Origin of the sequence: Myceligenerans salitolerans, from assembly GCF_017349295.1 — a bacterium.
In the GTDB taxonomy this organism is placed as follows: Bacteria; Actinomycetota; Actinomycetes; order Actinomycetales; family Cellulomonadaceae; genus Myceligenerans; species Myceligenerans salitolerans.
On record NZ_JAFMPK010000009.1, the window covers coordinates 53,236 to 75,077 of the forward strand.

The 21,842-nt window shown below is 70.1% G+C and carries 22 protein-coding genes and 3 tRNA genes; 18 read left to right on the forward strand and 7 right to left on the reverse strand.

All coding sequences use genetic code 11. The features are described 5' to 3' along the window. The first annotated feature begins 88 nt into the window (after positions 1 to 88). The 11 genes from J0911_RS00625 to J0911_RS00675 all read left to right on the forward strand — a co-directional run bounded on the left by J0911_RS00625 (position 89) and on the right by J0911_RS00675 (position 8,192). Complete coding sequence (locus J0911_RS00625) at positions 89 to 1,003, forward strand: class I SAM-dependent methyltransferase (protein ID WP_207273466.1); 915 nt, start codon at positions 89 to 91, stop codon at positions 1,001 to 1,003. Positions 1,004 to 1,155: 152 nt separating this feature from the next. Beyond that, complete coding sequence (locus J0911_RS00630; protein ID WP_207273467.1) at positions 1,156 to 1,926, forward strand: lytic polysaccharide monooxygenase; 771 nt, start codon at positions 1,156 to 1,158, stop codon at positions 1,924 to 1,926. Between the two features lie 190 nt (positions 1,927 to 2,116). Next, positions 2,117 to 2,926: an aminoglycoside 3'-phosphotransferase gene (locus tag J0911_RS00635; protein ID WP_207273599.1), complete on the forward strand. Its 810-nt coding sequence runs from the start codon at positions 2,117 to 2,119 to the stop codon at positions 2,924 to 2,926. A gap of 40 nt (positions 2,927 to 2,966) precedes the next feature. Then, positions 2,967 to 3,779 carry an aminoglycoside 3'-phosphotransferase gene (locus J0911_RS00640; RefSeq protein ID WP_207273468.1) on the forward strand — a complete coding sequence of 271 codons (813 nt, stop codon included), beginning with the start codon at positions 2,967 to 2,969 and terminating at the stop codon, positions 3,777 to 3,779. Between the two features lie 67 nt (positions 3,780 to 3,846). Continuing rightward, entirely contained in the window at positions 3,847 to 4,629 is a 783-nt protein-coding gene (locus J0911_RS00645) for a fumarylacetoacetate hydrolase family protein (RefSeq protein ID WP_207273469.1), read from the forward strand. 47 nt (positions 4,630 to 4,676) lie between these two features. Further along, positions 4,677 to 6,092 carry a glutamate--tRNA ligase gene (gltX, locus tag J0911_RS00650; protein WP_307864846.1) on the forward strand — a complete coding sequence of 472 codons (1,416 nt, stop codon included), beginning with the start codon at positions 4,677 to 4,679 and terminating at the stop codon, positions 6,090 to 6,092. Further along, a complete protein-coding gene (locus tag J0911_RS00655) occupies positions 6,089 to 7,003 on the forward strand; it encodes a CPBP family intramembrane glutamic endopeptidase (RefSeq protein WP_207273470.1) in 915 nt (304 codons plus the stop codon). Before gltX ends, J0911_RS00655 begins: the two co-directional genes overlap by 4 nt. A 37-nt stretch (positions 7,004 to 7,040) precedes the next feature. Further along, complete coding sequence (locus J0911_RS00660) at positions 7,041 to 7,817, forward strand: HAD family hydrolase (protein ID WP_207273471.1); 777 nt, start codon at positions 7,041 to 7,043, stop codon at positions 7,815 to 7,817. A 94-nt stretch (positions 7,818 to 7,911) separates the two neighbouring features. Next, positions 7,912 to 7,983 (forward strand) — tRNA-Gln (locus J0911_RS00665). Positions 7,984 to 8,005: 22 nt separating this feature from the next. Beyond that, positions 8,006 to 8,078: transfer RNA gene (locus J0911_RS00670), tRNA-Glu, on the forward strand. A gap of 41 nt (positions 8,079 to 8,119) precedes the next feature. Beyond that, positions 8,120 to 8,192, forward strand: a tRNA-Glu gene (locus tag J0911_RS00675). A 393-nt stretch (positions 8,193 to 8,585) separates the two neighbouring features. Here the strand turns inward: J0911_RS00675 and J0911_RS20075 are convergent. From J0911_RS20075 to J0911_RS00690, 3 genes are all read right to left on the reverse strand, one after another. Further along, positions 8,586 to 9,254 (reverse strand): PH domain-containing protein, encoded by a 669-nt coding sequence (locus J0911_RS20075; protein WP_207273472.1) that lies wholly within the window; start codon positions 9,252 to 9,254, stop codon positions 8,586 to 8,588. Positions 9,255 to 9,261: 7 nt separating this feature from the next. Then, complete coding sequence (locus J0911_RS00685; RefSeq protein WP_207273473.1) at positions 9,262 to 9,444, reverse strand: hypothetical protein; 183 nt, start codon at positions 9,442 to 9,444, stop codon at positions 9,262 to 9,264. A 145-nt stretch (positions 9,445 to 9,589) separates the two neighbouring features. Then, positions 9,590 to 10,309: an IclR family transcriptional regulator gene (locus J0911_RS00690; protein WP_123813501.1), complete on the reverse strand. Its 720-nt coding sequence runs from the start codon at positions 10,307 to 10,309 to the stop codon at positions 9,590 to 9,592. A gap of 100 nt (positions 10,310 to 10,409) precedes the next feature. On the opposite strand from J0911_RS00690, the gene leuC reads away from it, so the two are divergent. Both leuC and leuD read left to right on the forward strand, forming a co-directional pair. Then, a complete protein-coding gene (leuC, locus tag J0911_RS00695) occupies positions 10,410 to 11,930 on the forward strand; it encodes a 3-isopropylmalate dehydratase large subunit (RefSeq protein WP_207273474.1) in 1,521 nt (506 codons plus the stop codon). 31 nt (positions 11,931 to 11,961) lie between these two features. Continuing rightward, on the forward strand, positions 11,962 to 12,597 hold the full coding sequence (gene leuD, locus J0911_RS00700; protein ID WP_207273475.1) for a 3-isopropylmalate dehydratase small subunit: 636 nt from the start codon (positions 11,962 to 11,964) through the stop codon (positions 12,595 to 12,597). Positions 12,598 to 12,659: 62 nt separating this feature from the next. Here the strand turns inward: leuD and rnhA are convergent, their stop codons facing one another. Further along, the gene (gene rnhA / locus J0911_RS00705) at positions 12,660 to 13,079 is read right to left on the reverse strand and encodes a ribonuclease HI (protein WP_207273601.1); all 420 of its coding nucleotides are present in this window, start codon (positions 13,077 to 13,079) and stop codon (positions 12,660 to 12,662) included. Positions 13,080 to 13,300: 221 nt separating this feature from the next. On the opposite strand from rnhA, the gene J0911_RS00710 reads away from it, so the two are divergent. The 4 genes from J0911_RS00710 (at position 13,301) to J0911_RS00725 (ending at position 18,264) form a co-directional block, all read left to right on the forward strand. Further along, positions 13,301 to 14,155, forward strand: coding sequence for an LLM class flavin-dependent oxidoreductase (locus J0911_RS00710; protein WP_207273476.1), 855 nt, complete (start codon positions 13,301 to 13,303; stop codon positions 14,153 to 14,155). Between the two features lie 57 nt (positions 14,156 to 14,212). Further along, positions 14,213 to 15,145 (forward strand): AEC family transporter, encoded by a 933-nt coding sequence (locus J0911_RS00715; RefSeq protein ID WP_207273477.1) that lies wholly within the window; start codon positions 14,213 to 14,215, stop codon positions 15,143 to 15,145. A 233-nt stretch (positions 15,146 to 15,378) separates the two neighbouring features. Further along, a complete protein-coding gene (gene lpdA / locus J0911_RS00720) occupies positions 15,379 to 16,782 on the forward strand; it encodes a dihydrolipoyl dehydrogenase (protein ID WP_207273478.1) in 1,404 nt (467 codons plus the stop codon). A gap of 189 nt (positions 16,783 to 16,971) precedes the next feature. Continuing rightward, positions 16,972 to 18,264 carry a tyrosine-type recombinase/integrase gene (locus tag J0911_RS00725; protein WP_207273479.1) on the forward strand — a complete coding sequence of 431 codons (1,293 nt, stop codon included), beginning with the start codon at positions 16,972 to 16,974 and terminating at the stop codon, positions 18,262 to 18,264. Between the two features lie 773 nt (positions 18,265 to 19,037). On the opposite strand, the gene J0911_RS00730 is transcribed toward J0911_RS00725, so the two are convergent. Both J0911_RS00730 and J0911_RS00735 read right to left on the reverse strand, forming a co-directional pair. Then, positions 19,038 to 19,616 carry a hypothetical protein gene (locus J0911_RS00730; RefSeq protein ID WP_207273480.1) on the reverse strand — a complete coding sequence of 193 codons (579 nt, stop codon included), beginning with the start codon at positions 19,614 to 19,616 and terminating at the stop codon, positions 19,038 to 19,040. Between the two features lie 186 nt (positions 19,617 to 19,802). Beyond that, the gene (locus tag J0911_RS00735) at positions 19,803 to 20,030 is read right to left on the reverse strand and encodes a helix-turn-helix domain-containing protein (protein ID WP_207273481.1); all 228 of its coding nucleotides are present in this window, start codon (positions 20,028 to 20,030) and stop codon (positions 19,803 to 19,805) included. Between J0911_RS00735 and J0911_RS00740 the strand changes: the two genes are divergently transcribed. Next, positions 20,029 to 20,244 carry a DUF4262 domain-containing protein gene (locus tag J0911_RS00740; protein WP_207273482.1) on the forward strand — a complete coding sequence of 72 codons (216 nt, stop codon included), beginning with the start codon at positions 20,029 to 20,031 and terminating at the stop codon, positions 20,242 to 20,244. The genes J0911_RS00735 and J0911_RS00740 overlap by 2 nt on opposite strands. Before the next feature lie 140 nt (positions 20,245 to 20,384). Here the strand turns inward: J0911_RS00740 and J0911_RS00745 are convergent, their stop codons facing one another. Further along, positions 20,385 to 21,395 carry an HNH endonuclease gene (locus J0911_RS00745; protein WP_207273483.1) on the reverse strand — a complete coding sequence of 337 codons (1,011 nt, stop codon included), beginning with the start codon at positions 21,393 to 21,395 and terminating at the stop codon, positions 20,385 to 20,387. Positions 21,396 to 21,842: the final 447 nt, after the last annotated feature.

The window sequence follows — 21,842 nt, forward strand, 5'->3', positions numbered from 1 at the left end:
GACGGCATCCTCCCAGGTCTCCCCGAGGCTTGTCCCGACCAGTGAGAACCCCTGTGTGACGCCCGCCTCACCTCGGTAGCGTGAAAACATGAGACCCAGTACCGAACCTGCGGTGCCCCCACACGACGTGCCCGCAGGGACCGATCCCGTCGACGCGATCGATGCCCCCGGTCACCACCGCAGCGACCTGACGAAGGAGTCGGAGTCGTACACGCACGGCCACCACGAATCCGTGCTGCGATCGCATCGCGCCCGCACCGCCGCGAACTCCGCCGCGTTCCTGCTGCCCCGTCTCGGCGCCGGCATGCGCGTGCTGGACGTCGGGTGCGGCCCCGGCACCGTGACCGTCGACCTGGCGGAGAAGCTCGACGGCGGCCAGGTGGTCGGCGTCGACGCCGCCGCCGACGTGCTCGCCTCGGCCCGCGAGCTGGCCGCGCAGCACCCCTCCGCCGACGTGCGGTTCGAGCACGCGAACGCCTACGAGCTGCCGTTCGAGGACGACACGTTCGACGTCGTGTACGCCCACCAGCTCCTGCAGCACCTGTCGGAACCGGTCGTGGCGCTGCGCGAGATGAGACGCGTCGCACGGCCCGGCGGCCTCGTCGCCGTCCGCGACGCCGACTACGCCGCCATGGCCTGGTACCCGGCGTCCGCCGAGCTGACCGAGTGGAACACCCTCTACCACGAGGTCACGCACGCCTACGGCTTCGAGCCCGACGCCGGCCGGCACCTGCTCTCCTGGGTCCGGGAGGCAGGCTTCGACCCGTCCGGGATCGTGCCCACCGCCAGCTCGTGGTGCTACGCCACCCCGGAGGACCGGCGCTGGTGGGGCGAGCTGTGGGCGCAACGGTGCACCGAGTCGAACTTCGCCGTGCAGGCGAAGGAGTCGGCGCTCGCGGACGAGGTCGGCCTGGAACAGCTCGCGCAGGGCTGGCAGGAGTGGGCGGCCGCCGACGACGGCTGGTTCGCCGTGCTGCACGGTGAGGTGCTGGCCCGGGCCTGACGGACGGCCCGGCGGCCGGCGCCGGGGGATACGGGGTTCCCCGGCTACGTGGTTGCCCCAATTGTCAGGCGAGTGGCGTATTCCTACGGTCAAGTGGACCGAACGCGACGCGGAGGCCTTCCCCGCGCATCCACTGACCGAGGTGATCCGACATGAAAGGCACCGCACTCTCCCCAGCACTTCCCCGCACCCGGCTCACGCCGGGCCGCCTGGCGCTGGCCGTCCTGGCCGTGCTCGCGCTGGCCGTCACGGCGCTCGTCGCCGCTCCCGTCTCCATGACCCCGTCCGCCCAGGCCCACGGCTGGGTCTCCGACCCGCCCAGCCGGCAGGACCACTGCGCCAGCGGCACGGTGAGCCACGACTGCCAGGGCATCCAGTACGAGCCCCAGAGCGTCGAGGCCCCCAAGGGCTCGATGCAGTGCTCCGGCGGCTCGCGCTTCACCAACCTCGACAACGACTCGCTCGCGTGGCCGCGCACCAGCATCGGCAGCACGCACACGTTCACGTGGACGATCACGGCCAACCACCGGACCTCCACGTGGGAGTACTTCGTGGACGGACAGCTGTTCCGCACGTTCGACGACGGCGGTGCCCAGCCGCCCTCGACCGTGCACCACACGCTGTCCGGCCTGCCGTCGGGCAACCACAAGATCCTCGCGCGATGGAACGTCCACGACACCGCGATGGCGTTCTACGCCTGCATCGACGTGAACGTCGGCGGTGGCGGCGGCGACCCGACCGACCCGCCGGACCCCGACCCCGGTGAGTGCTCCGCCGAGCCGTGGTCCGCCGGTGTGGCCTACCTGGGCGGCGCCCAGGTCTCCTACCAGGGCAACCACTACCGCGCCAAGTGGTGGACCCAGGGTGAGGTGCCCAGCGACTCCGGCCAGTGGGGCGTCTGGGAGGACCTCGGTCCCTGCTGACCGACACCGGTTCCAGCCCGTCGACGCCGGCACCGGCCGGCGTCGACGGCGCCGTTCGGCGCCGGGGCCGGGCGTCGCACGCCATGGCGGGGACCTTCGTCGCCCGCCGGTGGTCGGTGCCTACCCGCCACGCTGGAGAACTGGAATCCATTTTTCACCCGTTCCATGGCAGCATGATCGCGTGCCGACCATGGTCGTGCGGGGTGTCCACCCCGCCCCTGTCGAGATCCCGGACGCGGTGCACGCGCTCGCCGGCTGGTACGTGGGCTGGGGGAGCGTCACCCCCGTCTGGCGCAACGACCTGGGCGGACTCACGTTCCGCCTGGAGGGCGCGCCGCTGCTGCCCGGCCCGGACACAGGATCCCGGCCCGCCCGCTACCTCAAGTGGGTGCCCGCCGGCGCACCCTGCCCCGACCCCTTCGCCGAGGCCGGCCGGCTGTCCTGGGCCCGCCGGTTCGCCGTCGTCCCGAAGGTGATCGACGTCGGACGGGGCGACGACGGCGCGTGGCTGCTCACCGAGGAACTGCGGGGCACGTCCGCCATCGAGCCGCGCTGGCGGGGGCGGCCGCGAGCCGCGGCGCACGCGATCGGCGAGGGCCTGCGCCTGCTGCACGACACCGCACCCGTGGCCGACTGCCCGTTCACCTGGACACCCGCCGCCCGGACCGCCGCCCTTCCCGCCGAGGCGCGGGCCGCCGTCGGACGGCCCCCGGCCGTCGACCGGCTCGTGGTCTGCCACGGCGACGCGTGCGTCCCCAACACCCTCCTGCACGACGACGGGACGTTCGCCGCGCACGTCGACCTCGGCGAGCTCGGCGTCGCCGACCGCTGGAGCGACCTCGCCGTCGCGTCACGGTCGGTCGCCCGGCGGTTCCAGGACCCGCAGCTCGTCACCGAGTTCTTCGCCGCCTACGGGATCGCGCCCGACCCGGACCGCATCGAGTACTACCGCCGCCTGTGGGACGTCGTCGAACGGCACCGCACCCGGCTGTGGCGATAGGCGGCGACACCGCCCGCCCCAGGGCTCGTATCCTTCCTCCGTGTCCGTCCCGGCCGAACCCGTCGTCGTGCCCGATGTCGTGCGCCGTCTCGCGAGGGGCGAACGTGTCGTCCCGGTCTGGGCCAACGAGCTGGGCGGTCTCACCTTCCGGCTCGGTCCGCCGTCCGGTGGCGGGCGTCCGGCGGGCCGGTCACCGGCCGACGAGAAGCCCGGCGACCGGCCCGCCGGACGCCTGCGCTACGTCAAGTGGCATCCCCGCGACATCGGGCCGGGCGTCGCGACCGTGTCCGAGGAGGCGGAACGGCTCCGCTGGGCGGCGGCCCGGACCCCCGTACCTCGCGTCCTGGAGCACGGACGCGACGACGACGGCGAATGGCTCGTGACCGAGGCGATCGGCGCGCGCAGCGCCGTCGACCCGCGATGGCTCGCGGCACCGGAGACCGCCGTCCGCGCGATCGGCCTCGCCCTGCGGGCGCTGCACGACGCCCTGCCCGTCGCCGACTGCCCCTGGACCTGGTCGGTCGAGGAGCGCGTCGCGCGCGTCGTCCCCGCGAAGGCCGGCCCGGACATGCTCGCGCGGCTGGCCGACGCGCCCGACGTCGTCGGCCCCGTCGTGTGCCACGGTGACGCCTGCGCCCCCAACACCCTCCTGCACGACGACGGCACCTGGGCCGCCCACGTCGACCTCGGGCGGCTCGGCGTCGCCGACCCGTGGGCCGACCTGTCGATCGCCGCGCTCAGCACCGTGTGGAACTACGGACCCGGTCACGAGCACCTGGTGTACGAGGCGTACGGCATCGACCCCGACCCCGACCGCATCGCCTACTACCGGCTGCTGTGGGACGCGACGTAGCCCGCGAGCCGGACCCCGCCGGCTCCGGCCACCACCACCTCCGCCGCCGGACACGTAGATTGGTCGCGTGCGCATCGCGAGATTCACCACCGGAGACGACCCCAGGTTCGGCCTCGTGCAGACCGAGGGGGACAGGACCTTCCTCGCCGTGCTCGGCGGCGACCCGCTGTACATGCCGGCCATGCCCACGGGCGAGCGCGTCGAGCTGGGCGACGGCGTCCGGCTGCTCGCGCCGGTGATCCCCCGGTCCAAGATCGTGGCCGTCGGCAAGAACTACGCGGCCCACGCCGCCGAGATGGGTGGCGAGGTGCCGGCCAGCCCGCTGCTCTTCCTCAAGCCGAACACCTCCGTGATCGGGCCCGACGACCCGATCGTGCTGCCCGACTTCTCCGACGAGATCAGCTACGAGGCCGAGCTCGCCGTCGTGATCGGCAAGCTGTGCAAGGACGTGACCGAGGAGGCGGCGCCGTCCTACGTCCTCGGCTACACCGTCGCCAACGACGTCACCGCCCGCGACGCCCAGCGCACCGACGGCCAGTGGGCCCGCGCCAAGGGCTTCGACGGGTCCTGCCCGCTCGGGCCCTGGATCGACACCGACCTCGACCCCGAGGACGTCGGCGTCATGTCCCGCGTGAACGGCGAGACCAAGCAGGACGGCCGCACCCGCGACCTGGTGTTCGACGTACCGTTCCTCGTCTCCTACATCTCGCAGGCCATGACCCTGCTGCCCGGCGACGTCATCCTGACCGGTACGCCCGCCGGCGTCGGGCTCGTGGACCACGGCGACCGCGTCGAGTGCGAGGTCGAAGGACTCGGCGTCCTCGCGAACCCGGTCCTGCGCCGCGACTGAGGACACGCGGACCGGCGGTGTCGGCCACGCCGACTACGCTGGTCCGCGTGAACTCCTCGACCCCCGTACGCGTCCGATTCGCCCCCTCGCCCACCGGCATGTTCCACGTCGGCGGCGCCCGCTCCGCCCTGTTCAACTGGGCCGTGGCCAAGCAACAGGGCGGCATCTTCGTGCTGCGCATCGAGGACACCGACGCCTCCCGCAACAAGCCCGAATGGGTGGACGGCATCCTGTCCGCGATGGCGTCGCTCGGCATCACGTCCGACGACCCCGCCTTCGAGGGGCCCTACTACCAGTCCGCCAACGCCGGCATCCAGCGCGAGGCCGCCGCGCGGCTGCACGCCGACGGCAAGGCCTACTACTGCGACTGCACCCGTGAGGACGTCCTCGCCCGCACCGGCAACCAGCAGACCGGCTACGACGGCCACTGCCGCGACCGCGGCCTCGACCACGCCGCCGGCCGTGCCCTGCGCTTCCGCACGCCCGACGACGGCGAGACGCACGTCGTCGACCTCATCCGCGGCAACCCCGTCTTCGCGAACGACACCCTCGAGGACTTCGTCATCGCCCGCGGCGACGGCTCACCCGTGTTCCTCCTCGCGAACGTCGTCGACGACCTGGACGAGCACATCACGCACGTCATCCGCGGCGAGGAGCACCTGCCCAACACCCCCAAGCAGCAGCTCCTGTGGGAGGCGCTCGGCGCCACCCCGCCCGTCTGGGCGCACCTGCCCGTCATCGTCAACGAGAAGCGGCAGAAGCTGTCCAAGCGCCGCGACAAGGTCGCCCTCGAGGACTACCTCGCCGACGGCGTGCTCCCCGCCGCCATGGTCAACTACCTCATGCTGCTCGGCTGGGCCCCCGGCAACGACGAGGAGATCCTCCCGTTCGACGAACTCGTGCGCCGGTTCCGCATCGAGGACGTCAACTCCTCCTCCGCGTTCTTCGACCTGAAGAAACTCACCGCCTTCAACGGCGAGTACATCCGCGCACTCCCGCCGGGCGAGTTCAAGGACGCCTGCGCCCCGTGGCTCACCGCCCCGCACGCCCCCTGGACCCCCGAGCAGTTCGACCAGCAGGCGTTCGACGCCGTCGCACCCCTCGCCCAGACCCGCGTCGCCCTGCTCGCCGAGATCACCGACAACGTCGACTTCCTGTTCCTCGACGAGCCCGCCATCGACGAGGACTCCTGGAACAAGGCCATGAAGGGTGACGCGGCCGGCCTGCTGGCCGACATGCGGGCGGCGCTCGCGGACGCGGCCTGGCAGGCGGAGACCCTCAAGGAGACGGTGACGACCGTCGGCGAGAAGCACGGTCTGAAGCTCGGCAAGGCCCAGGCGCCGCTGCGCGTGGCGGTCACCGGCCGCCGGATCGGGCTGCCGTTGTTCGAGTCCCTCGAGGTGCTGGGGCGCGAGCGCACCCTGGCCCGGGTGGACGCCGCGATCGAACGGCTCGCCGCATGACGGAGCTCCGGCCCTACCCGCAGGCATGGCGCGGCCCCGGGTACCGCTGGTGGCGGCCGCTGCTCACGATCGGCGTGATGGTCGCCGGAGCCGGGGTGTTCTTCCTCTGGTCCGCCTTCGCGCAGCTCGGAGCGATCCTCGCCCACGATCCGGGGGAGTTCCTCACCCGGTTCGAGGAGGCCGCCCTGGACACCGACTGGCTCGCCACACCGCTCGGGCTGCTCGCGACGAACATCTCGCTCGCCATCCCGATCCCGATCGCGCTGCTGGCGGCGCTCGTCGCCACCGGACGGCCCGGCCTGGTGTCCTCGGTGACCGGGCGCCTGCGCTGGGGGCTGCTGCTCGGGGCGGCCGGGGTGTCCGTCCTCGTGCTCGTGCCGCTCGGATTCGTGCTGGAGTGGTTCGCGCCCACGTCGTCGGGCGAACAGCTCACGATCGACCCTGCCGCGGGCTGGCCGCTGGTCGCGCTCGTGATCCTGCTCACCACGCCCCTGCAGGCCACCGGCGAGGAGTACTTCTTCCGGGGCTGGCTCCAGCAGGTGATCGGGGCGTGGTGCCGGCCCGCGTGGCTCGCCGTCGTCCTGCCCATGCTGGTCTCGGCGACGCTGTTCGCGCTCGCCCACGGACTGCAGAACCCGTGGCTGTTCGCGGACCGGTTCTTCTTCGGCGTGGTGGCGAGCGTGCTCGTCTGGCGCACGGGCGGACTGGAGTGCGCCATCGCGTTGCACGTGGTGAACAACCTGTTCGCCTTCGGCGCCGCGATCGCGACCGGCACCATGGCCGAGACCATGCTCATCACGGAGGTGAGCGCACTGTCCGGCGTGCTCAGCATGACCGGTACGGCCGTCTCCGGCGCCGCGCTGCTCGCCTTCGCCCGCTGGCGGCGTGCGCAGCGGCTGACGGCGGCCTGAGCCGGCGGGCACGACGAAGGGGAAGCGCCAAGTTCGCATGACGACCAAGGAGTGGCTGGTGGACGGTGTCCTGTTCGACGTCGACGACACGCTCGTCGACACCCGCAGGGCGTTCGCACACGCCCTGGACGCGGTACGGGGGCGGTACCTGCCGGCCACGAGCGCGGAGCACCTGGACGAGATGCTGCACCACTGGCGCTCGGACCCGGGCGGCTGGTACCGCCGGTACACGCGGGGCGAGACCGACCACCGCACGCAACGCCGCCACCGGGCCACGCTGCTGCACGAGACCTTCGGCGGGGAGCCCGTCACCGAGAAGCTCTTCGACGAGTGGGACGAACTGTTCTGGGGCACGTTCGAGGAGTCCTGGACACCGTTCGCCGACGCCGCGCCGGCGCTTGCCGCGGCCCGTGACGCCGGGCTGCGCCTCGGGGTCGTGACGAACGCGTCCGTGGAACTGCAGGAGCGCAAGCTGGCCGCCGTCGGGCTGTCCGGGCTGCCCGTGCTGGTGGGCGTGGACACGCTCGGGTTCGGGAAGCCGGACCCGCGCGTCTTCACCGAGGGCGCGCGGCTGCTGGGCACCGACCCGGGGCGGACCGCATACGTGGGCGACGAACCGGTCGTGGACGCGGCGGCCGCGCGGGACGCCGGCCTGCTCGGCGTGTGGCTGGCCCGGCGCGGGGTGCGCAAGCGGCTCGGTGAGACCGAGGATCACGACGCGATGCGAGCGTCCGGCATCGCCGTCATCAGCGGCCTGGACGAGTTGCCCGCAGCGCTGTCCGGCGGGCGTGACCACTCGCCCGTGACGGCGTGATGCACCGCACCTCGATCCACTTTGGCAGGTCGGCGACTGTCGGGTAGTGTTTTCCCTCGGTGACGCCCTCCCGGCGGAGGAGCAGACACCCCCTTGGGGTATGGTGTAATTGGCAGCACGAGTGGTTCTGGTCCACTTAGTCTAGGTTCGAGTCCTGGTACCCCAGCGCAGTACAGCAGTAGTCTCAGGCCCCCATCGTCTAGCGGCCTAGGACGCCGCCCTCTCACGGCGGTAACGCGGGTTCAAATCCCGCTGGGGGTACGCAGAACCATCGGCTCCGGCCGATGCTGCAGCAGTTCCTGGCCCCCATCGTCTAGCGGCCTAGGACGCCGCCCTCTCACGGCGGTAACGCGGGTTCAAATCCCGCTGGGGGTACGAGACGGACGGGCGGAGTGTGTTCGGCGGGGCCGAACGGGCTCCGTCTTTTTGTGTTCTGTGGGGGCGGAGCCCCCCCCGCCCCGCCCCGGGGGCACGCCCCCGGACCCCGTTTTGGGGCTTCGCCCCTTGCCCCGCCGTGGTGCCTTGGCTCGGGGTGTGGGCTGTCCGGAACGGGGTTTCGTGAGTTGTTCCGGTGGGTTCGGGTTCTCTGTGGGTTGTGGCGAGCACACCATTTTGGGGGGTGGGACCACACCCGCGTGATGGCGTGGTCGTGCCGGGGGGTGAGGGAGATGGCTGGTCGTGCGGAGGGCCGGTGGCGGGGGCCGGGCGGGGTGGGGGCAAGGGCCGGGCAGGGCCGGGCCGGGCAGAGGGGCGGGCGGGGTGAGGTTGTTAGTGGTCGGGGTGGGACGGGCGGATCTTGATCTGCTGGGTCCGCGGGGTGGAGCGGGGCGGCGTGGTCGGGTCCTCGTCCGGGGTGGCGGTGTCCTCGGGTTCCTCCCGTTGCCGCGGGGGGATCGACGGGGGCAGCTTGGCCGGCTCCGGGGCCGCGTCGGGGTGGAACAGGCTCGTCATGAGGGTGCGGTACAGGGCGTCCGAGCTGGGAATGTAGTCCTCCGTGCTCAGCGCCTGGTCCTGGCCCGCGGACTCGAAGTGGAACGTGCCGTAGCCGAGGAGCTGACCCATGAAGTCCTGCTTGTAGCCCAGGTCCGTCACCTTGTCGCGCGGCATCGTCGCCACCGACTGCACCACGAGACCCTGCACCGTCATGAGCCGCAGGTTCGTCATCAGCAGCCATTCATGCCGCCACTCCAGGTACCTCCACCCCAGGCGCGCCACCACCAGCGCCCACGCCCAGAACAGCCAGACCAGGATCTCGCGCATCTCGTTGCTCGCGGCCAGGAACACCAGCACGAGCACCACGAACGAGCCCACGCTCGTGAGTACCGGCTCCCACAGGCGGACCCAGTGCCGATGTGTGGCGAAGACGATCTCCTCACCGCCCAGGATGTACTTGCGCAGCCTCCTGTGGCGGCGGAGGAAGTCGTCGGTCTCGGTCACTCAGGGGTCACCCGGCCAGGATCCCGGTGAACAGTTCCTGGAAGAACGTGGCGATCGCCAGGACGGCGCTCCAGATCATGTCCCAGATCGAGAGCACGAAATCCGCCGACCCGTTGGGGTCGCTGATGATCATCGACACGATGGCGATCACCGCCAGCCAGATGAGGACGAGCCTGAGTTTGGGCGACATCTGTGTTCCTCACGACGACGACGCGCGTGCGGCCTGGTAGCACACGTCGAGTCAAAGCGTACTTTCCGGGTCCAGCCTGCAGGGTCACCGACCTCGGCGTGGCGCGAAGGTTTGGTAAAGACTTCGCCGGAGCGACGCCCCGCGGTCACTCGCCCGAACGGTGCAGCACCTCCGTGAGCTTGTTCGCCGCCGCGACGACGGCGGCCGAGTGCAGCCGGCCCGGCTGCCGCGACAGCCGCTCCACCGGACCGGAGACGCTCACCGCCGCCACCACGCGACCCGACGGACCACGCACGGGGGCGGAGACGGACGCCACGCCCAGCTCCCGTTCCGAGACGGACTGCGCCCAGCCGCGCCGTCGGACACCCGAGAGGATGGTCGCCGTGAAGACCGCCTCCCGCAGGCCGCGGTGCAGGCGGTCCGGCTCCTCCCAGGCGAGCAGGATCTGCGCCGCCGAGCCGGCGTGCATCGTGAGCGTGGCCCCGACCGGGATCGAGTCGCGCAGCCCCACCGGGCGCTCGGCCGCCGCGACGCACACCCTCTGGTCCGCCTGCCGGCGGTAGAGCTGGGCGCTCTCGCCGGTGTGGTCGCGCAGGGCGATGAGCACCGGGTTCGCGGCCGCGAGCAGCCGGTCCTCGCCGGCGGCCGTGGCCAGTTCGTTCAGGCGCGGACCGAGCACGAAGCGGCCCTGCATGTCGCGTGCGACCATGCGGTGGTGCTCGAGCGCGACCGCCAGGCGGTGCGCGGTCGGACGGGCCAGACCCGTCGAGTTCACGAGCTGTGCCAGAGTGGCCGGACCGGCCTCGAGAGCCCCGAGGACGGACGCGGCCTTGTCCAGTACGCCGACTCCGCTAGTATCGTCCATACCTCGATATTGCCGTCTCAGGGCGTGAGATGGCAAGTCGGCGACGTAGATCGAGCACTGACGCAGGGCGAAACTGGAAGCGACGAGGAGGCGACCCGCAATGGCCGGCACGCTGGCGGAGAAGGTCTGGGAGGCGCACCTGGTGCGACGTGGCACCGGGGGCGAACCCGACCTGCTGTACATCGATCTGCACCTCGTCCACGAGGTGACGAGTCCGCAGGCGTTCGAGGGGCTCCGGCTCGCCGGGCGACCGGTCCGCCGTCCGGACCTCACCATCGCGACCGAGGACCACAACACCCCGACGCTGGACATCGACCGGCCGATCGCCGACGAGACCAGCCGCACCCAGATCGACACGCTGCGCGCCAACGCGCGGGAGTTCGGCGTCCGGCTGCACAGCCTCGGCGACGCGGACCAGGGCATCGTCCACCAGGTGGGACCGCAGCTCGGGCTCACCATGCCGGGGCTGACGGTCGTCTGCGGCGACTCGCACACCTCGACGCACGGCGCGTTCGGTGGCCTCGCGTTCGGCATCGGCACGTCCGAGGTGGAGCACGTGCTCGCCACGCAGACGCTGCCCCTGCAGCCGTTCAAGACGATGGCGATCACGGTCAACGGCGCCCTGCCGCCCGGCACCACCAGCAAGGACATCATCCTCGCGGTGATCGCCAAGATCGGCACCGGCGGCGGCCAGGGCTACGTCCTGGAGTACCGCGGCGAGGCGATCCGCAAGCTGTCGATGGAAGCGCGGATGACCATCTGCAACATGTCGATCGAGGCCGGCGCGCGCGCCGGCATGATCGCGCCGGACGAGACCACCTTCGAGTACCTCAAGGGCCGCCCGCACGCGCCCGAGGGCGCCGACTGGGACGCCGCCGTCGAGTACTGGAAGACGCTGAGGTCCGACGACGACGCCGAGTTCGACGCCGAGGTGGTCCTGGAGGCCGCCGACCTCGAACCCTTCGTCACGTGGGGCACCAACCCCGGCCAGGGCCTGCCGATCTCGGCGTCCGTGCCGGTCCCGGCCGACATCGCCGACGAGTCCGAGCGGGTCGCCGCCGAGCGGTCGCTCGAGTACATGGGCCTGGAGCCGGGCACGCCGCTGCGGGACGTCAAGGTCGACACGGTGTTCATCGGTTCGTGCACCAACGGGCGCATCGAGGACCTGCGGTCCGTCGCCAAGGTGGTCAAGGGCCGCAGGAAGGCCGACGACGTGCGGGTGCTCGTCGTCCCCGCGTCCGCCCGCGTCCGGCTGCAGGCCGAGGCCGAGGGCCTGGACGTGATCTTCAAGGACTTCGGCGCGGAATGGCGCAACGCCGGATGTTCGATGTGCCTGGGCATGAACCCGGACCAGCTCGCGCCGGGGGAGCGGTCGGCGTCGACGTCGAACCGCAACTTCGAGGGCCGGCAGGGCAAGGGCGGGCGCACGCACCTGGTCTCGCCGCTCGTCGCGGCAGCCACCGCGATCCGCGGCACACTGTCGTCGGTCGCGGACCTGGGCCTGGCCGACGAGGTCGACCTGACCACGTTCGACGGCTCGCCGCTGGACGGTGTGGGCGCCCCGCCGATCACCGAGACCGTCGTCGACCTGCCCATGCCCGTGCCGGCCGGCGCGCGCTGACGCGCCGAACCGAGAATTCCTGGAGACCGCCATGGAGAAGTTCACCACCCACACGGGCGTCGGCGTGCCGCTGCGCCGCAGCAACGTCGACACCGACCAGATCATCCCCGCCGTGTACCTCAAGCGGGTCACCCGCACCGGGTTCGAGGACGCGCTGTTCGCCGCCTGGCGCGGTGACCCGTCGTTCGTGCTCAACCAGGAGGCCTACTCCGCGGGCTCGGTGCTCGTGGCCGGGCCCGACTTCGGCACCGGCTCCTCACGTGAGCACGCCGTCTGGGCACTGAAGGACTACGGCTTCCGCGTGGTGCTGTCCTCGCGTTTCGCGGACATCTTCCGGGGGAACTCCGGCAAGCAGGGTCTGCTGGCGGGCGTCGTCGCGCAGGAGGACATCGAGATCCTCTGGAAGGTGCTGGAGACCCGGCCGGGCACCGAGGTGACCGTGGACCTGGAGGCGCGCACCGCCACGGCCGACGACGTCACCGTGCCCTTCCAGATCGACGACTACACGCGCTGGCGCCTGATGGAGGGCCTGGACGACATCGGCCTCACCCTCAAGCACGCCGACGACATCGCCGCGTTCGAGGAGGCCCGCGCGAGCTGGCGCCCCAAGACGCTCCCCGCGAAGCACTGGCCGACGGAGACGGTGGAGCCGGCGCGGGCCGTGTAGTCCGGAGCCGCCGGGCGCCGTCGCTACGCTTCCGGCGGCCCGGGACCGGCTGAGCCGGCGATCTATCTGACCGCGTCGACGCCCTTGTTCGCGAGGGCGTCGGCGCGTTCGTTGCCCGGGTCGCCGGCGTGGCCCTTGACCCACACCCAGCGCACCTCGTGCCGGGCGACCTCGGCGTCGAGCGCCTGCCACAGGTCGACGTTCTTCACCGGCTGCTTGGACGCGGTCCGCCAGCCGTTGCGCTTCCAGCCGGCCACCCAGGACTTCATCCCGTTCATCACGTAGGACGAGTCGACGTGGATCGTGACGTCGCTCGGGCCCTTGAGCGCGCGCAGCGCCTCGACGACGGCGGTCAGCTCCATGCGGTTGTTCGTCGTGGCAGGGTCGCCGCCGAAGATCTCCTTCTCGTGCGTGCCCGAGCGCAGCAGCGCGCCCCAGCCGCCTATGCCGGGGTTTCCCTTGCAGGCGCCGTCGGTCCACATCTCCACGACGGGCCGGGCACTGCGGGTGGTGTCTTCGGGGCTGGTCACGGGGTCCAAGCCTAGCCGTGCCGGTGCCCGTCGCCGTATCCGCGGGTGCTGCGTCCACGGCGCGCCACGTTCCTCGGTCCGCGTCTGCCGCCGCACCCTCGCGTCGATGTCGGTGTCCCGGCGTAGCGTGGCGCACGAGACCAGCCAGGCTCGGATCACTCGGAGGTTGCGGCATGAAGTTCGGTTTCATCGGAAGCTTCGGCACACCGGAGCAGCACCTCGCACTCGCGCGCGAGTGCGAGGAGCACGGCTGGGACGGCTTCTTCACGTGGGACGCGGTCAGCATGGGAGCCTTCGGGCCCACGTGGGATCCGTTCTCCCTGCTGTCGGCGGTGGCGGCCGTCACCGAGCGGATCACGCTCGGGGCCATGGTCTTCGCCCTGCCGCGGCACCGGCCGTGGGAACTCGCGCAGCGGGCCCTCACCGTCGACCACCTGTCCGGCGGACGGCTCGTCCTGCCCGTGGGCGTCGGCGTCCTGGACGACGGCGGCTTTGCGTCCGTCCCCGGCCAGGCGACCGGCCTCAAGGAACGGGCGGAACTGCTCGACGACGTCCTGGTCTACCTCCAGGAGTCATGGAAGGGCGAGCCCTTCGAGTTCTCCGGCAGCCGCACCCAGGTGGGCGAGATGGTCTTCCCGCAGCCGCCCGTGAACGGCCGGATCCCCGTGTGGCCCGTCGGGGTCTGGGACCCCGCACGGCCGCCGGTCAAGAACCTCGCCCGCACCCTGCGCTGGGACGGGGTCGTCACCCAGAACCGTGGCACCGCGGAAGAACCGGGGCCCGACTCCGTCGCGGCGCTCACGCGGTGGCTGCGCGCTCAGCCCGCCTGGGCCGAGCGGCAGCCGCAGCGGCCGTTCGACGTCGTCGCGCAGGGCAAGCTCGCCGAGGACCCGGGGCAGGCGGCGGAGCAGGCGCGCGCCATGCAGGAGGCGGGCGCCACCTGGTGGGTCGAGTCGTGGTGGGACCCGCAGACCGTCACGCCGGAGTTCCTGCTGGAGAAGGTTCGCCAGGGGCCGCCGTCCATCTGACTCGCCTCTCCTGAGACGGCTCGGCGGTTGCGCCGGGCGACGGAATACGCTTGCCAGGTGCACGACGTCCTCCTGGGCTTCACCACCATCGCCGCCGTCATCGCGGTCGGCTACGGCATCGCCGCGGTCAGGCTGCTGGACGAGCACGCCCAGACGGTCCTGACCCGGTTGTCGTTCTTCGTGGCGAGCCCCTGTCTGCTGTTCGTCGTGATGTCCGAGACCGACGTCGCCGGGTTCCTGTCCCGGAACCTCGTCGCGACGGCCGCCGGGGTCGCGGTCGCCGCGATCCCGTACGTCCTCGTCGCCACGCTGGTGCAGCGCCGCCGGGCCGACGAGACGGCGATCGGGGCCATGTGCTCCGCCTACTGCAACGCGGGCAACCTCGGCCTGCCGGTCGCCGCCTACGTGCTCGGCGACGCCGCCCTCATCGCGCCGATGCTGCTGCTGCAGCTCGGCGTGCTGCAACCGATCGCGCTCATGGTGCTCGACGCCGGGCGGGAGGGCACGCGCCGCACCCGCTCGGAGGCGTTCTGGCGCGCGGCACGGCTGCCGTTCACCAACCCGCTCACCGTCGCGACGCTGCTCGGGCTGGCGACCTCGCTGACCGGCCTGCGCCTGCCCGACTTCGTCATGGAGCCCGTGGGGCTCATCGGCGGACTCGCGGTACCGGGCGTGCTCATCGCGTACGGCATCTCGCTGCGGCTCGGCCCGCTGCCCGGCCGCGGGGTTCCGGCCGTCGAGCTCGGGTTCGTCACGTTCCTCAAGCTCGTCGTGCAGCCGCTCGGTGCGTACGTCGCGGGTCGGCTGCTCGGGGTGGACGACGTCGCCCTGCTGGCCCTCACCGTCACGGCGGCGCTGCCGAGCGCGCAGAACATCTTCGTGCACGCGACCCGGTTCGGAAGGGCCGAACTGCTCGCGCGGGACGCGATCTTCGTGACGACGATCGGCTCGGTACCGGCGATCACGGTGATCACGCTGCTCGTGGCGTGACGGAGCCGGACGTGGCGAGCGCCGCTCCCGGCCCGGCAGGCTGGCGGTCTTGCCATCCGCCCGTCCTGCGGTCGTGCTCGGGCCGGTCGAGGCAGGCTCGTCGCCCTCGGCGACCGCAGGGGCGGGGCGAATATCCTGACCAGGTCCGCCATGACCGCCGTCGTCGTCCATGATGGCGGTTCATGACGGACGTCACGCCACGGCATCGCCGCTCTGGCCATAGGCTGGGGGCCATGGCTTCCCACTACGACGTCGTTCTCCTCGGAGCTGGCCCTGGCGGCTACGTCGCCGCGATCCGTGCGGCGCAGCTCGGCAAGTCCGTTGCGATCATCGAGGAGAAGTACTGGGGTGGTGTCTGCCTCAACGTGGGCTGCATCCCCTCCAAGGCCCTCCTGCGGAACGCGGAGCTGGCCCACATCTTCACGCACGACAAGGACCTGTTCGGGATGTCGGGCGACGTGTCGTTCGACTTCGGCAAGGCCTGGGACCGCTCGCGCACGGTCGCGGACGGCCGCGTCAAGGGCGTCCACTTCCTCATGAAGAAGAACAAGATCACCGAGTACGACGGCCGGGGCTCGTTCGTGGACGCGAACACCATCGACGTCACGCTCAACAAGGGCGGCACCGAGCGCGTCACGTTCGACAACGTCATCATCGCGACCGGCTCGAAGGTCCGCCTGCTGCCCGGGGTCGAGCTCAGCGACAACGTCGTGACCTACGAGAAGCAGATCATGACCCGGGAACTGCCGAAGTCCATCGCCATCGTCGGCGCCGGCGCCATCGGCATGGAGTTCGGGTACGTCCTGAAGAACTACGGCGTGGACGTCACGATCATCGAGTACCTCGACCGGGCGCTGCCGAACGAGGACGCGGACGTCTCCAAGGAGATCGCCAAGCAGTACAAGAAGCTCGGCGTGAAGGTCCTCACCTCCACCGCCGTGCAGACCGTCAAGGACAACGGCTCCTCCGTCCAGGTCACCTACAAGGGCGTGAAGGACGACAAGCCCGGCGAGCTCACCGTCGACAAGGTGCTCATGGCCGTCGGCTTCGCGCCGAACGTCGAGGGCTTCGGCCTCGAGAACACCGGCGTCGCACTCACCGACCGCGGTGCCATCGACATCGACGACCACATGCGCACCAACGTGCCGCACATCTACGCCATCGGTGACGTCACCGCGAAGCTCATGCTCGCGCACGTCGCCGAGGCGCAGGGCGTCGTCGCCTCCGAGACCATCGCCGGCGCCGAGACGCAGACGCTCGGCGACTACCGCATGATGCCGCGGGCCACGTTCTGCTCGCCGCAGGTCGCGTCGTTCGGGCTCACCGAGCAGCAGGCCAAGGACGAGGGCTACGACGTGAAGGTCGCCTCCTTCCCGACCATGGCCAACGGCAAGGCGCACGGCCTCGGCGACACCACCGGCTTCGTGAAGCTGGTGGCGGACGCCAAGTACAACGAACTGCTCGGCGGGCACCTCATCGGGCCGGACGTGTCCGAGCTGCTGCCCGAACTGACGCTCGCGCAGAAGTGGGACCTCACCGCGGACGAGGTGGCCCGGAACGTGCACACGCACCCGACGCTGTCGGAGTCGGTGCAGGAGTCCATCCATGGGCTGGCGGGGCACATGATCAACTTCTGATCTCGTGTCTGCCGCCTCAGGGCGGCGAGCCTGGTGAGAGGCCCGGATCCGCGGAATTCCGCGGATCCGGGCCTCTTTGCGCCTGGTGTCGTGTGGACACCTGAGGACGTGGAGGGTCCGAAATTGCCGCCCCTTATGGCACGGGGATGGCACGACGACGGACACGACGCGAACCAGGGAGACACGACGATGAGCCAGGTGACGACGCCGAAGCGGCGGGGCCGCGAGGCATGGGGGAGTCTGCGCAAGCTGCCCTCGAAGCGGTGGCAGGCACGGTACCCGGGGCCCGACGGGGAGACATATCCGGCACGGACCGAGGACGACCGGCCGCTGACCTTCCTCACGAAGACCGACGCCCGGGCGTGGCTGAACCGGATGCACGAGACGATCGCCTCCGGGCGGTGGGAGCCTCCGGCCGAGGCCGTCCGACGGCGGCGTGCCGAGGCCGAAGCGGCGGCGCTCCGGGACGTCACGTTCCGCGACTACGCCGAGCAGTGGCTCCAGCGGATCGCGCACGAGCCCGGCAAGGGAGGGCGACGTCGTCGGCCCGGAACGGTGACGTCTTACCGGGGGCGCATCAACAACTACCTCCTCGAACCGCTGGGCGACGTCAAGGTCCGCGACATCGACACCGCGAGGGTGCGGGCGCTCGCGGCCGAGCTCACCGCACTGCCCTCGGTGTTGAAGCCGGGGGCGGGGCACAACGGGGTTGCCGGCGACGTCGTGGACGCGCTCAAGATGATCCTGCGGGCGGCGGTCAAGGACGGTCTGCTGGCGACGATGCCGGACGTGATGACGCCCGCCCGCAAGTCGGTGCGGCACGACGACGCGCACACTCCCGAGGACGACGTCGCGACACCCGCTCAGGTCGATGCGCTGTATCGGGCGGTGCCGCAGCCGTGGCGCATCGCGGTGCTGTTCGCGGCGTGGTGCCAGCTGCGGCGCGGGGAGGTGCTCGGGCTGCAGCGCAGGGACATCGTCTGGAACGGTGATCGGACGGCGGCGACGCTGTACGTGCGGCGGCAGAAGAACGGGACCACGGGGAAGCTGGCGGATCCGAAGTCGGACAACGCGGTGCGGTCCATGTCGGTGCCGCCGCTGATGATCGAGCGGCTGCGGGAGCACCTGGACGAGCGGGTGGGGTCGGGGCGGATGGCGCCGGTGGTGCCGGTTCGGGAGCGGAGTGGGGAGCATCTGTCGGCGTCCCGGTGGAACGGGGTGTGGACGGTGGCCCGGGAGGAGGTGGCGGGTCTGCCGGACGGCTACCGGTTCCACGACCTGCGGCACACCGGGCTCACGCGGTTCGCGCAGGAGGGGGCCACGCTCGCAGAGCTGATGCGGCGAGGGGGACATGCCGACGTCGCGGTCGTGCTGCGGTATCAGAAGGCGACGATGGCGCGGGACATCGATCTGGCGGCGCGGATGAGTGCGACGGTGGGGGAGGAGATGCGGGTGGAGAGGGAGCGCCCCGTCACCAAATGAGGCGAGAAAACCTCACGGGATAGACCCGTCGGGCATCTTGTCGACGTCCGGAATCGTCCCACCCGCTCGGGTGTGAGCCGTTCTCCACCGACCACCCATGCACCGAACAACCCACGCATCCCGGAGGTTCAAAAATCAGCTTTGCAACGCCCTTGGCTGAATAGGTTCCACAGATCAACTTAGCCAGAACCTAAGGTCCCCCGCCCGCAATCGCACGCGCATTGCCGAAAGTTGGAGCATGATCCACTGGACGGATGACCAATGCCGCCCTGTGAACACATCGATATCGCTTATGGCGTTTAGCGCACGAGCGGACAGGCACGGGTCCATCAGAAATTGGCGCAAGGAGCGATAGACCGAGTCACTTGCAACTGTCCTATTGATGCGAGCAGCATGCCCAATGCACGTGACCGCGAGTCCGCGAATATTTTCATCGGGGTGCTCCCTCGCCTGGCGCAACAGGAAACCCTCAAGCCACACAAGATTCGTTTCACAATAGGTCAATTCCAGCAGGGAATCAGCTGCAATAGCCGCATCTTGACCGCCAATGCGATTGATCATCGCGCACCGGTCATCACGCCCCCACGGGTTACTCACCAAATCTCTCCCTTGTGCTCAACATACCTGGCACTCAATGAGTACACTCTGCTGCTTCCGACTGAGAAAAGACCAATCTCGCAGGTCACAGACATACACTCCGCCCCACAGACGTGCCAGCGGTCCTCGACACAGCTATCTCACACCGAAGAACGAGGCGAGAAAACCTCAGTGGATCACCGGTCGCTGGCCGTTCCGTCTTCAGTGCGCAGCGGCTCTTTTCCGAATTCGAGGTAGTTCTTGTTGAAGTGACCATCGCGACGAGCCCGCCCAGGAGTGAAGTAGACGTTGACGTCGAAGCGGTGGTCGATGGTAATGATCGCCTGCCGATCACGGGCGTGGTCGCGCAGGACCAGACCACCCAGGCTGAGGCTCCCGGGCGAGCCGCACTCCCAGGCAGGGCGTTCTGGCCACCAGAAGACTTGGAGATCAGTGATCGTACGCGGCCCGCGGCGGCGCCAGCGGCGCGTCACGTCCCAGAATCTTGCTTCCCTGAGATGGACGGGCATCAGCGGTCCGCACCAGATATCGAGGCCGTCCTGGGAGCCACGCTGTTCCCAGATGATCGACCACGTCGAGCCGTCGGCGAAGTCGAGTTCGATTCCGTGCCCGAGGTTGTCGCGGTCACCTTCGCGCCAGTAGGGGATCGCCGCGCCGTGGTCGACATCGGCGTATCTGACGGCGATCAGGCGCTTGCCGGTCAGGACGTGCTGCAGGGCGTCGGTGACCATGGCGGCGTCGGCGTCGTTCGTCACCCATGCCGTCCACCTCAGGAGCGACTCCCAATCCGGCTTCCGTACGCGATCACTCACTCGCCGGAAGGTAGTACAGATCCAGGGGCTCTGATCGCGGGCGAGCGGAGGACCGCCCGTGACTCGCTCCTTGTGCAGCAGAATTGGCGCGATGACATCACGAAACATGAGGTCGTACCACCCGGCTCGTTAGGTGGTGTTGGGCCGCGTCGAATGGACTACAGGGATCGCGACCACAAGGCGCCGAGTCAGCTCGTCGAGGTCCACCCGGATGAGCCGGCCGATGCGGTAGCCGGTGATGGTGCCGTCGGCGATGCGGCGGCGCAGCGTCTTCACGGACACGTGGAAGTGCGCGGCGGCATCGGCGAGGGTCACCAGGTGAACAGGCGGCGTGGCGGGTGAGTTGTGGTGAGACATGGCCCTTCCCTTTCAAGGAGTACTCGATGGGTTCGACGTGCTCATCGGTTCGGTCGACCAGGAGTACGTGGAAGCGAACCTGCCTCAGGCACTGAAATTTGCCGGCGAGTTCAGTCGAGGCGCCCGACAGGTTCTATGGCCGGATGGTCACGGCGTGTTCCCCGGCGAGCCCAGTTTCGACTCGCGCCTGACAGGTCGCCAGGATCTTCGTTGACTTCGCGCGTGTCTTCCGCCCGCTGCCGTTCCAGGCAGGCCTGTCGGGCCGCATCAAGCAGAGCAGCTCGAGGGAGTCGTGATCACAAGGCGGTGGGTCAGCTCGTCGAGGTCCTCCCGGATGAGCCCGCCGATCCGGGACTACTGGGACGCTTTGCTGGGCTGGTCCTCTCCGAAGACCCGCTCACGGTGCCAGGCGAGATACCTGTCTTCGGGCGGGACCGCCGGGAGAGTCAGATCGATCCGTCGCCGCAAGCCGTGACCCGTGAACTGCACGGCGGCCGCCGGGTTGTTGCCTACTGCGGCAGCGAGACGCGGCGCGAAGCGCACAACGAGATGGTCGGCAGCGCTGTCCAGCGTCATCAGGCCCGTGTCGAACGCGGCATCGTGCGTGGGGCATGCCGCGATGCCATTGGCGACATCAAGGCGTTCTTGGTGATTGGAGTCGCGCCACGGCTTGATGTGCCCGGCTCGAAGGAGGGTGGGGCGTTGCCCGTCGCCGAGCGTGAACCCGCAGAACACGCATGCGTCGCCGTAGTTGCGCAGCACCTCGGAGGCGAAGGCGCTCTGCCCGATTCGGAGCATCCGCATCAGTGCACGCTCGGTTGCGGCGTCGGTTTCGACGTTCTCCAGCAGGCGTCGGCGCATCTCCTTCTCGACAGCGGTCTGCAGATCAGACTCGTCGATCTCCTCCTGCCCGAGCAGCACCATCGAGCCGCCGTGCTCCAGGCCGAGGAAGTCGGGAAGTCGATCTCTGCCAATGCCGACGTTTCGGGCTGCCGTGACGACGACGCGGTAGGTCTTTGCGACGCGCTCCGGCTCCGCCGCAAGGCGTCGACCAAGTTCGATGTCGGTGGTAGCGCCGCGGTTCCGACCGGGTACGCCGGAGAGGTTCTGAACCTTGGAGGCAACACCGTTTGGCTTGCGTCGAAAAAGTCGTGCAAGTTCGGGTACGGGAAACGGGAAGGTACGGCTGTTTCCACCGCCTGCTCTGACGTTCGCCACGACGCGCACCGCGCCCGCGAGGAGCGTCTCAACGGGGGAATGATTGATCCGAGGGTGATTCTCCGAGGGCTCCTGACGGGACAGGATCTCGCGCCACTGACGCTCGGCCTCGGCGATCGTGATGTCGAGATAGTCCGAAAGGCTCATGGCTACTCACAATAGGTGGTACCGGCGACGGGGAGAGAGGCGTACGTCGGGCTGCGGGGCGGCGATGCTGGCCAACGGCGGCGCGGGGTGTCGAGCCGACCCGGCGACTGGTCGCAACCCCCTGCCCGCCAACCCGCACCGGCATGAGCAGGGCGAGAGCATCGTCGGTGTGCACAGTGGCGAGCCCGAGGGCGTCGCGCCCGCCGAGTCTCAGCCGAATGCCGGTTGCACCGAAGGACCGCACAGCGTCAGACACGATTCCGTCGGTATGAGCGACGACGCGCTCCGCTTCGCCAAACAGAGACTGTCACGGCCGCACGACCACGCCCATGGGCACCTGATCGACCGCGTGGCCACCGCAGCTACCGAGGAAAGTGATCACGATCGAGCTCGCGAGCTGCGGCGCACGATCATCGTGCACGTGACAACGGTCGCCACTGGCTACCT

What these genes read in the sequence shown, in the direction of transcription:
- J0911_RS00625 (WP_207273466.1), top strand. Translation starts at nt 89, where the DNA reads ATGAGACCCAGTACCGAACCTGCGGTGCCCCCACACGACGTGCCCGCA.
- J0911_RS00630 (WP_207273467.1), top strand. Translation starts at nt 1,156, where the DNA reads ATGAAAGGCACCGCACTCTCCCCAGCACTTCCCCGCACCCGGCTCACG.
- J0911_RS00635 (WP_207273599.1), top strand. Translation starts at nt 2,117, where the DNA reads ATGGTCGTGCGGGGTGTCCACCCCGCCCCTGTCGAGATCCCGGACGCG.
- J0911_RS00655 (WP_207273470.1), top strand. Translation starts at nt 6,089, where the DNA reads ATGACGGAGCTCCGGCCCTACCCGCAGGCATGGCGCGGCCCCGGGTAC.
- J0911_RS00660 (WP_207273471.1), top strand. Translation starts at nt 7,041, where the DNA reads ATGACGACCAAGGAGTGGCTGGTGGACGGTGTCCTGTTCGACGTCGAC.
- J0911_RS00685 (WP_207273473.1), bottom strand. Translation starts at nt 9,444, where the DNA reads ATGTCGCCCAAACTCAGGCTCGTCCTCATCTGGCTGGCGGTGATCGCC.
- J0911_RS00690 (WP_123813501.1), bottom strand. Translation starts at nt 10,309, where the DNA reads ATGGACGATACTAGCGGAGTCGGCGTACTGGACAAGGCCGCGTCCGTC.
- leuC (WP_207273474.1), top strand. Translation starts at nt 10,410, where the DNA reads ATGGCCGGCACGCTGGCGGAGAAGGTCTGGGAGGCGCACCTGGTGCGA.
- leuD (WP_207273475.1), top strand. Translation starts at nt 11,962, where the DNA reads ATGGAGAAGTTCACCACCCACACGGGCGTCGGCGTGCCGCTGCGCCGC.
- rnhA (WP_207273601.1), bottom strand. Translation starts at nt 13,079, where the DNA reads ATGTGGACCGACGGCGCCTGCAAGGGAAACCCCGGCATAGGCGGCTGG.
- J0911_RS00710 (WP_207273476.1), top strand. Translation starts at nt 13,301, where the DNA reads ATGAAGTTCGGTTTCATCGGAAGCTTCGGCACACCGGAGCAGCACCTC.
- lpdA (WP_207273478.1), top strand. Translation starts at nt 15,379, where the DNA reads ATGGCTTCCCACTACGACGTCGTTCTCCTCGGAGCTGGCCCTGGCGGC.
- J0911_RS00725 (WP_207273479.1), top strand. Translation starts at nt 16,972, where the DNA reads ATGAGCCAGGTGACGACGCCGAAGCGGCGGGGCCGCGAGGCATGGGGG.
- J0911_RS00740 (WP_207273482.1), top strand. Translation starts at nt 20,029, where the DNA reads ATGGCCCTTCCCTTTCAAGGAGTACTCGATGGGTTCGACGTGCTCATC.
- J0911_RS00735 (WP_207273481.1), bottom strand. Translation starts at nt 20,030, where the DNA reads ATGTCTCACCACAACTCACCCGCCACGCCGCCTGTTCACCTGGTGACC.
- J0911_RS00745 (WP_207273483.1), bottom strand. Translation starts at nt 21,395, where the DNA reads ATGAGCCTTTCGGACTATCTCGACATCACGATCGCCGAGGCCGAGCGT.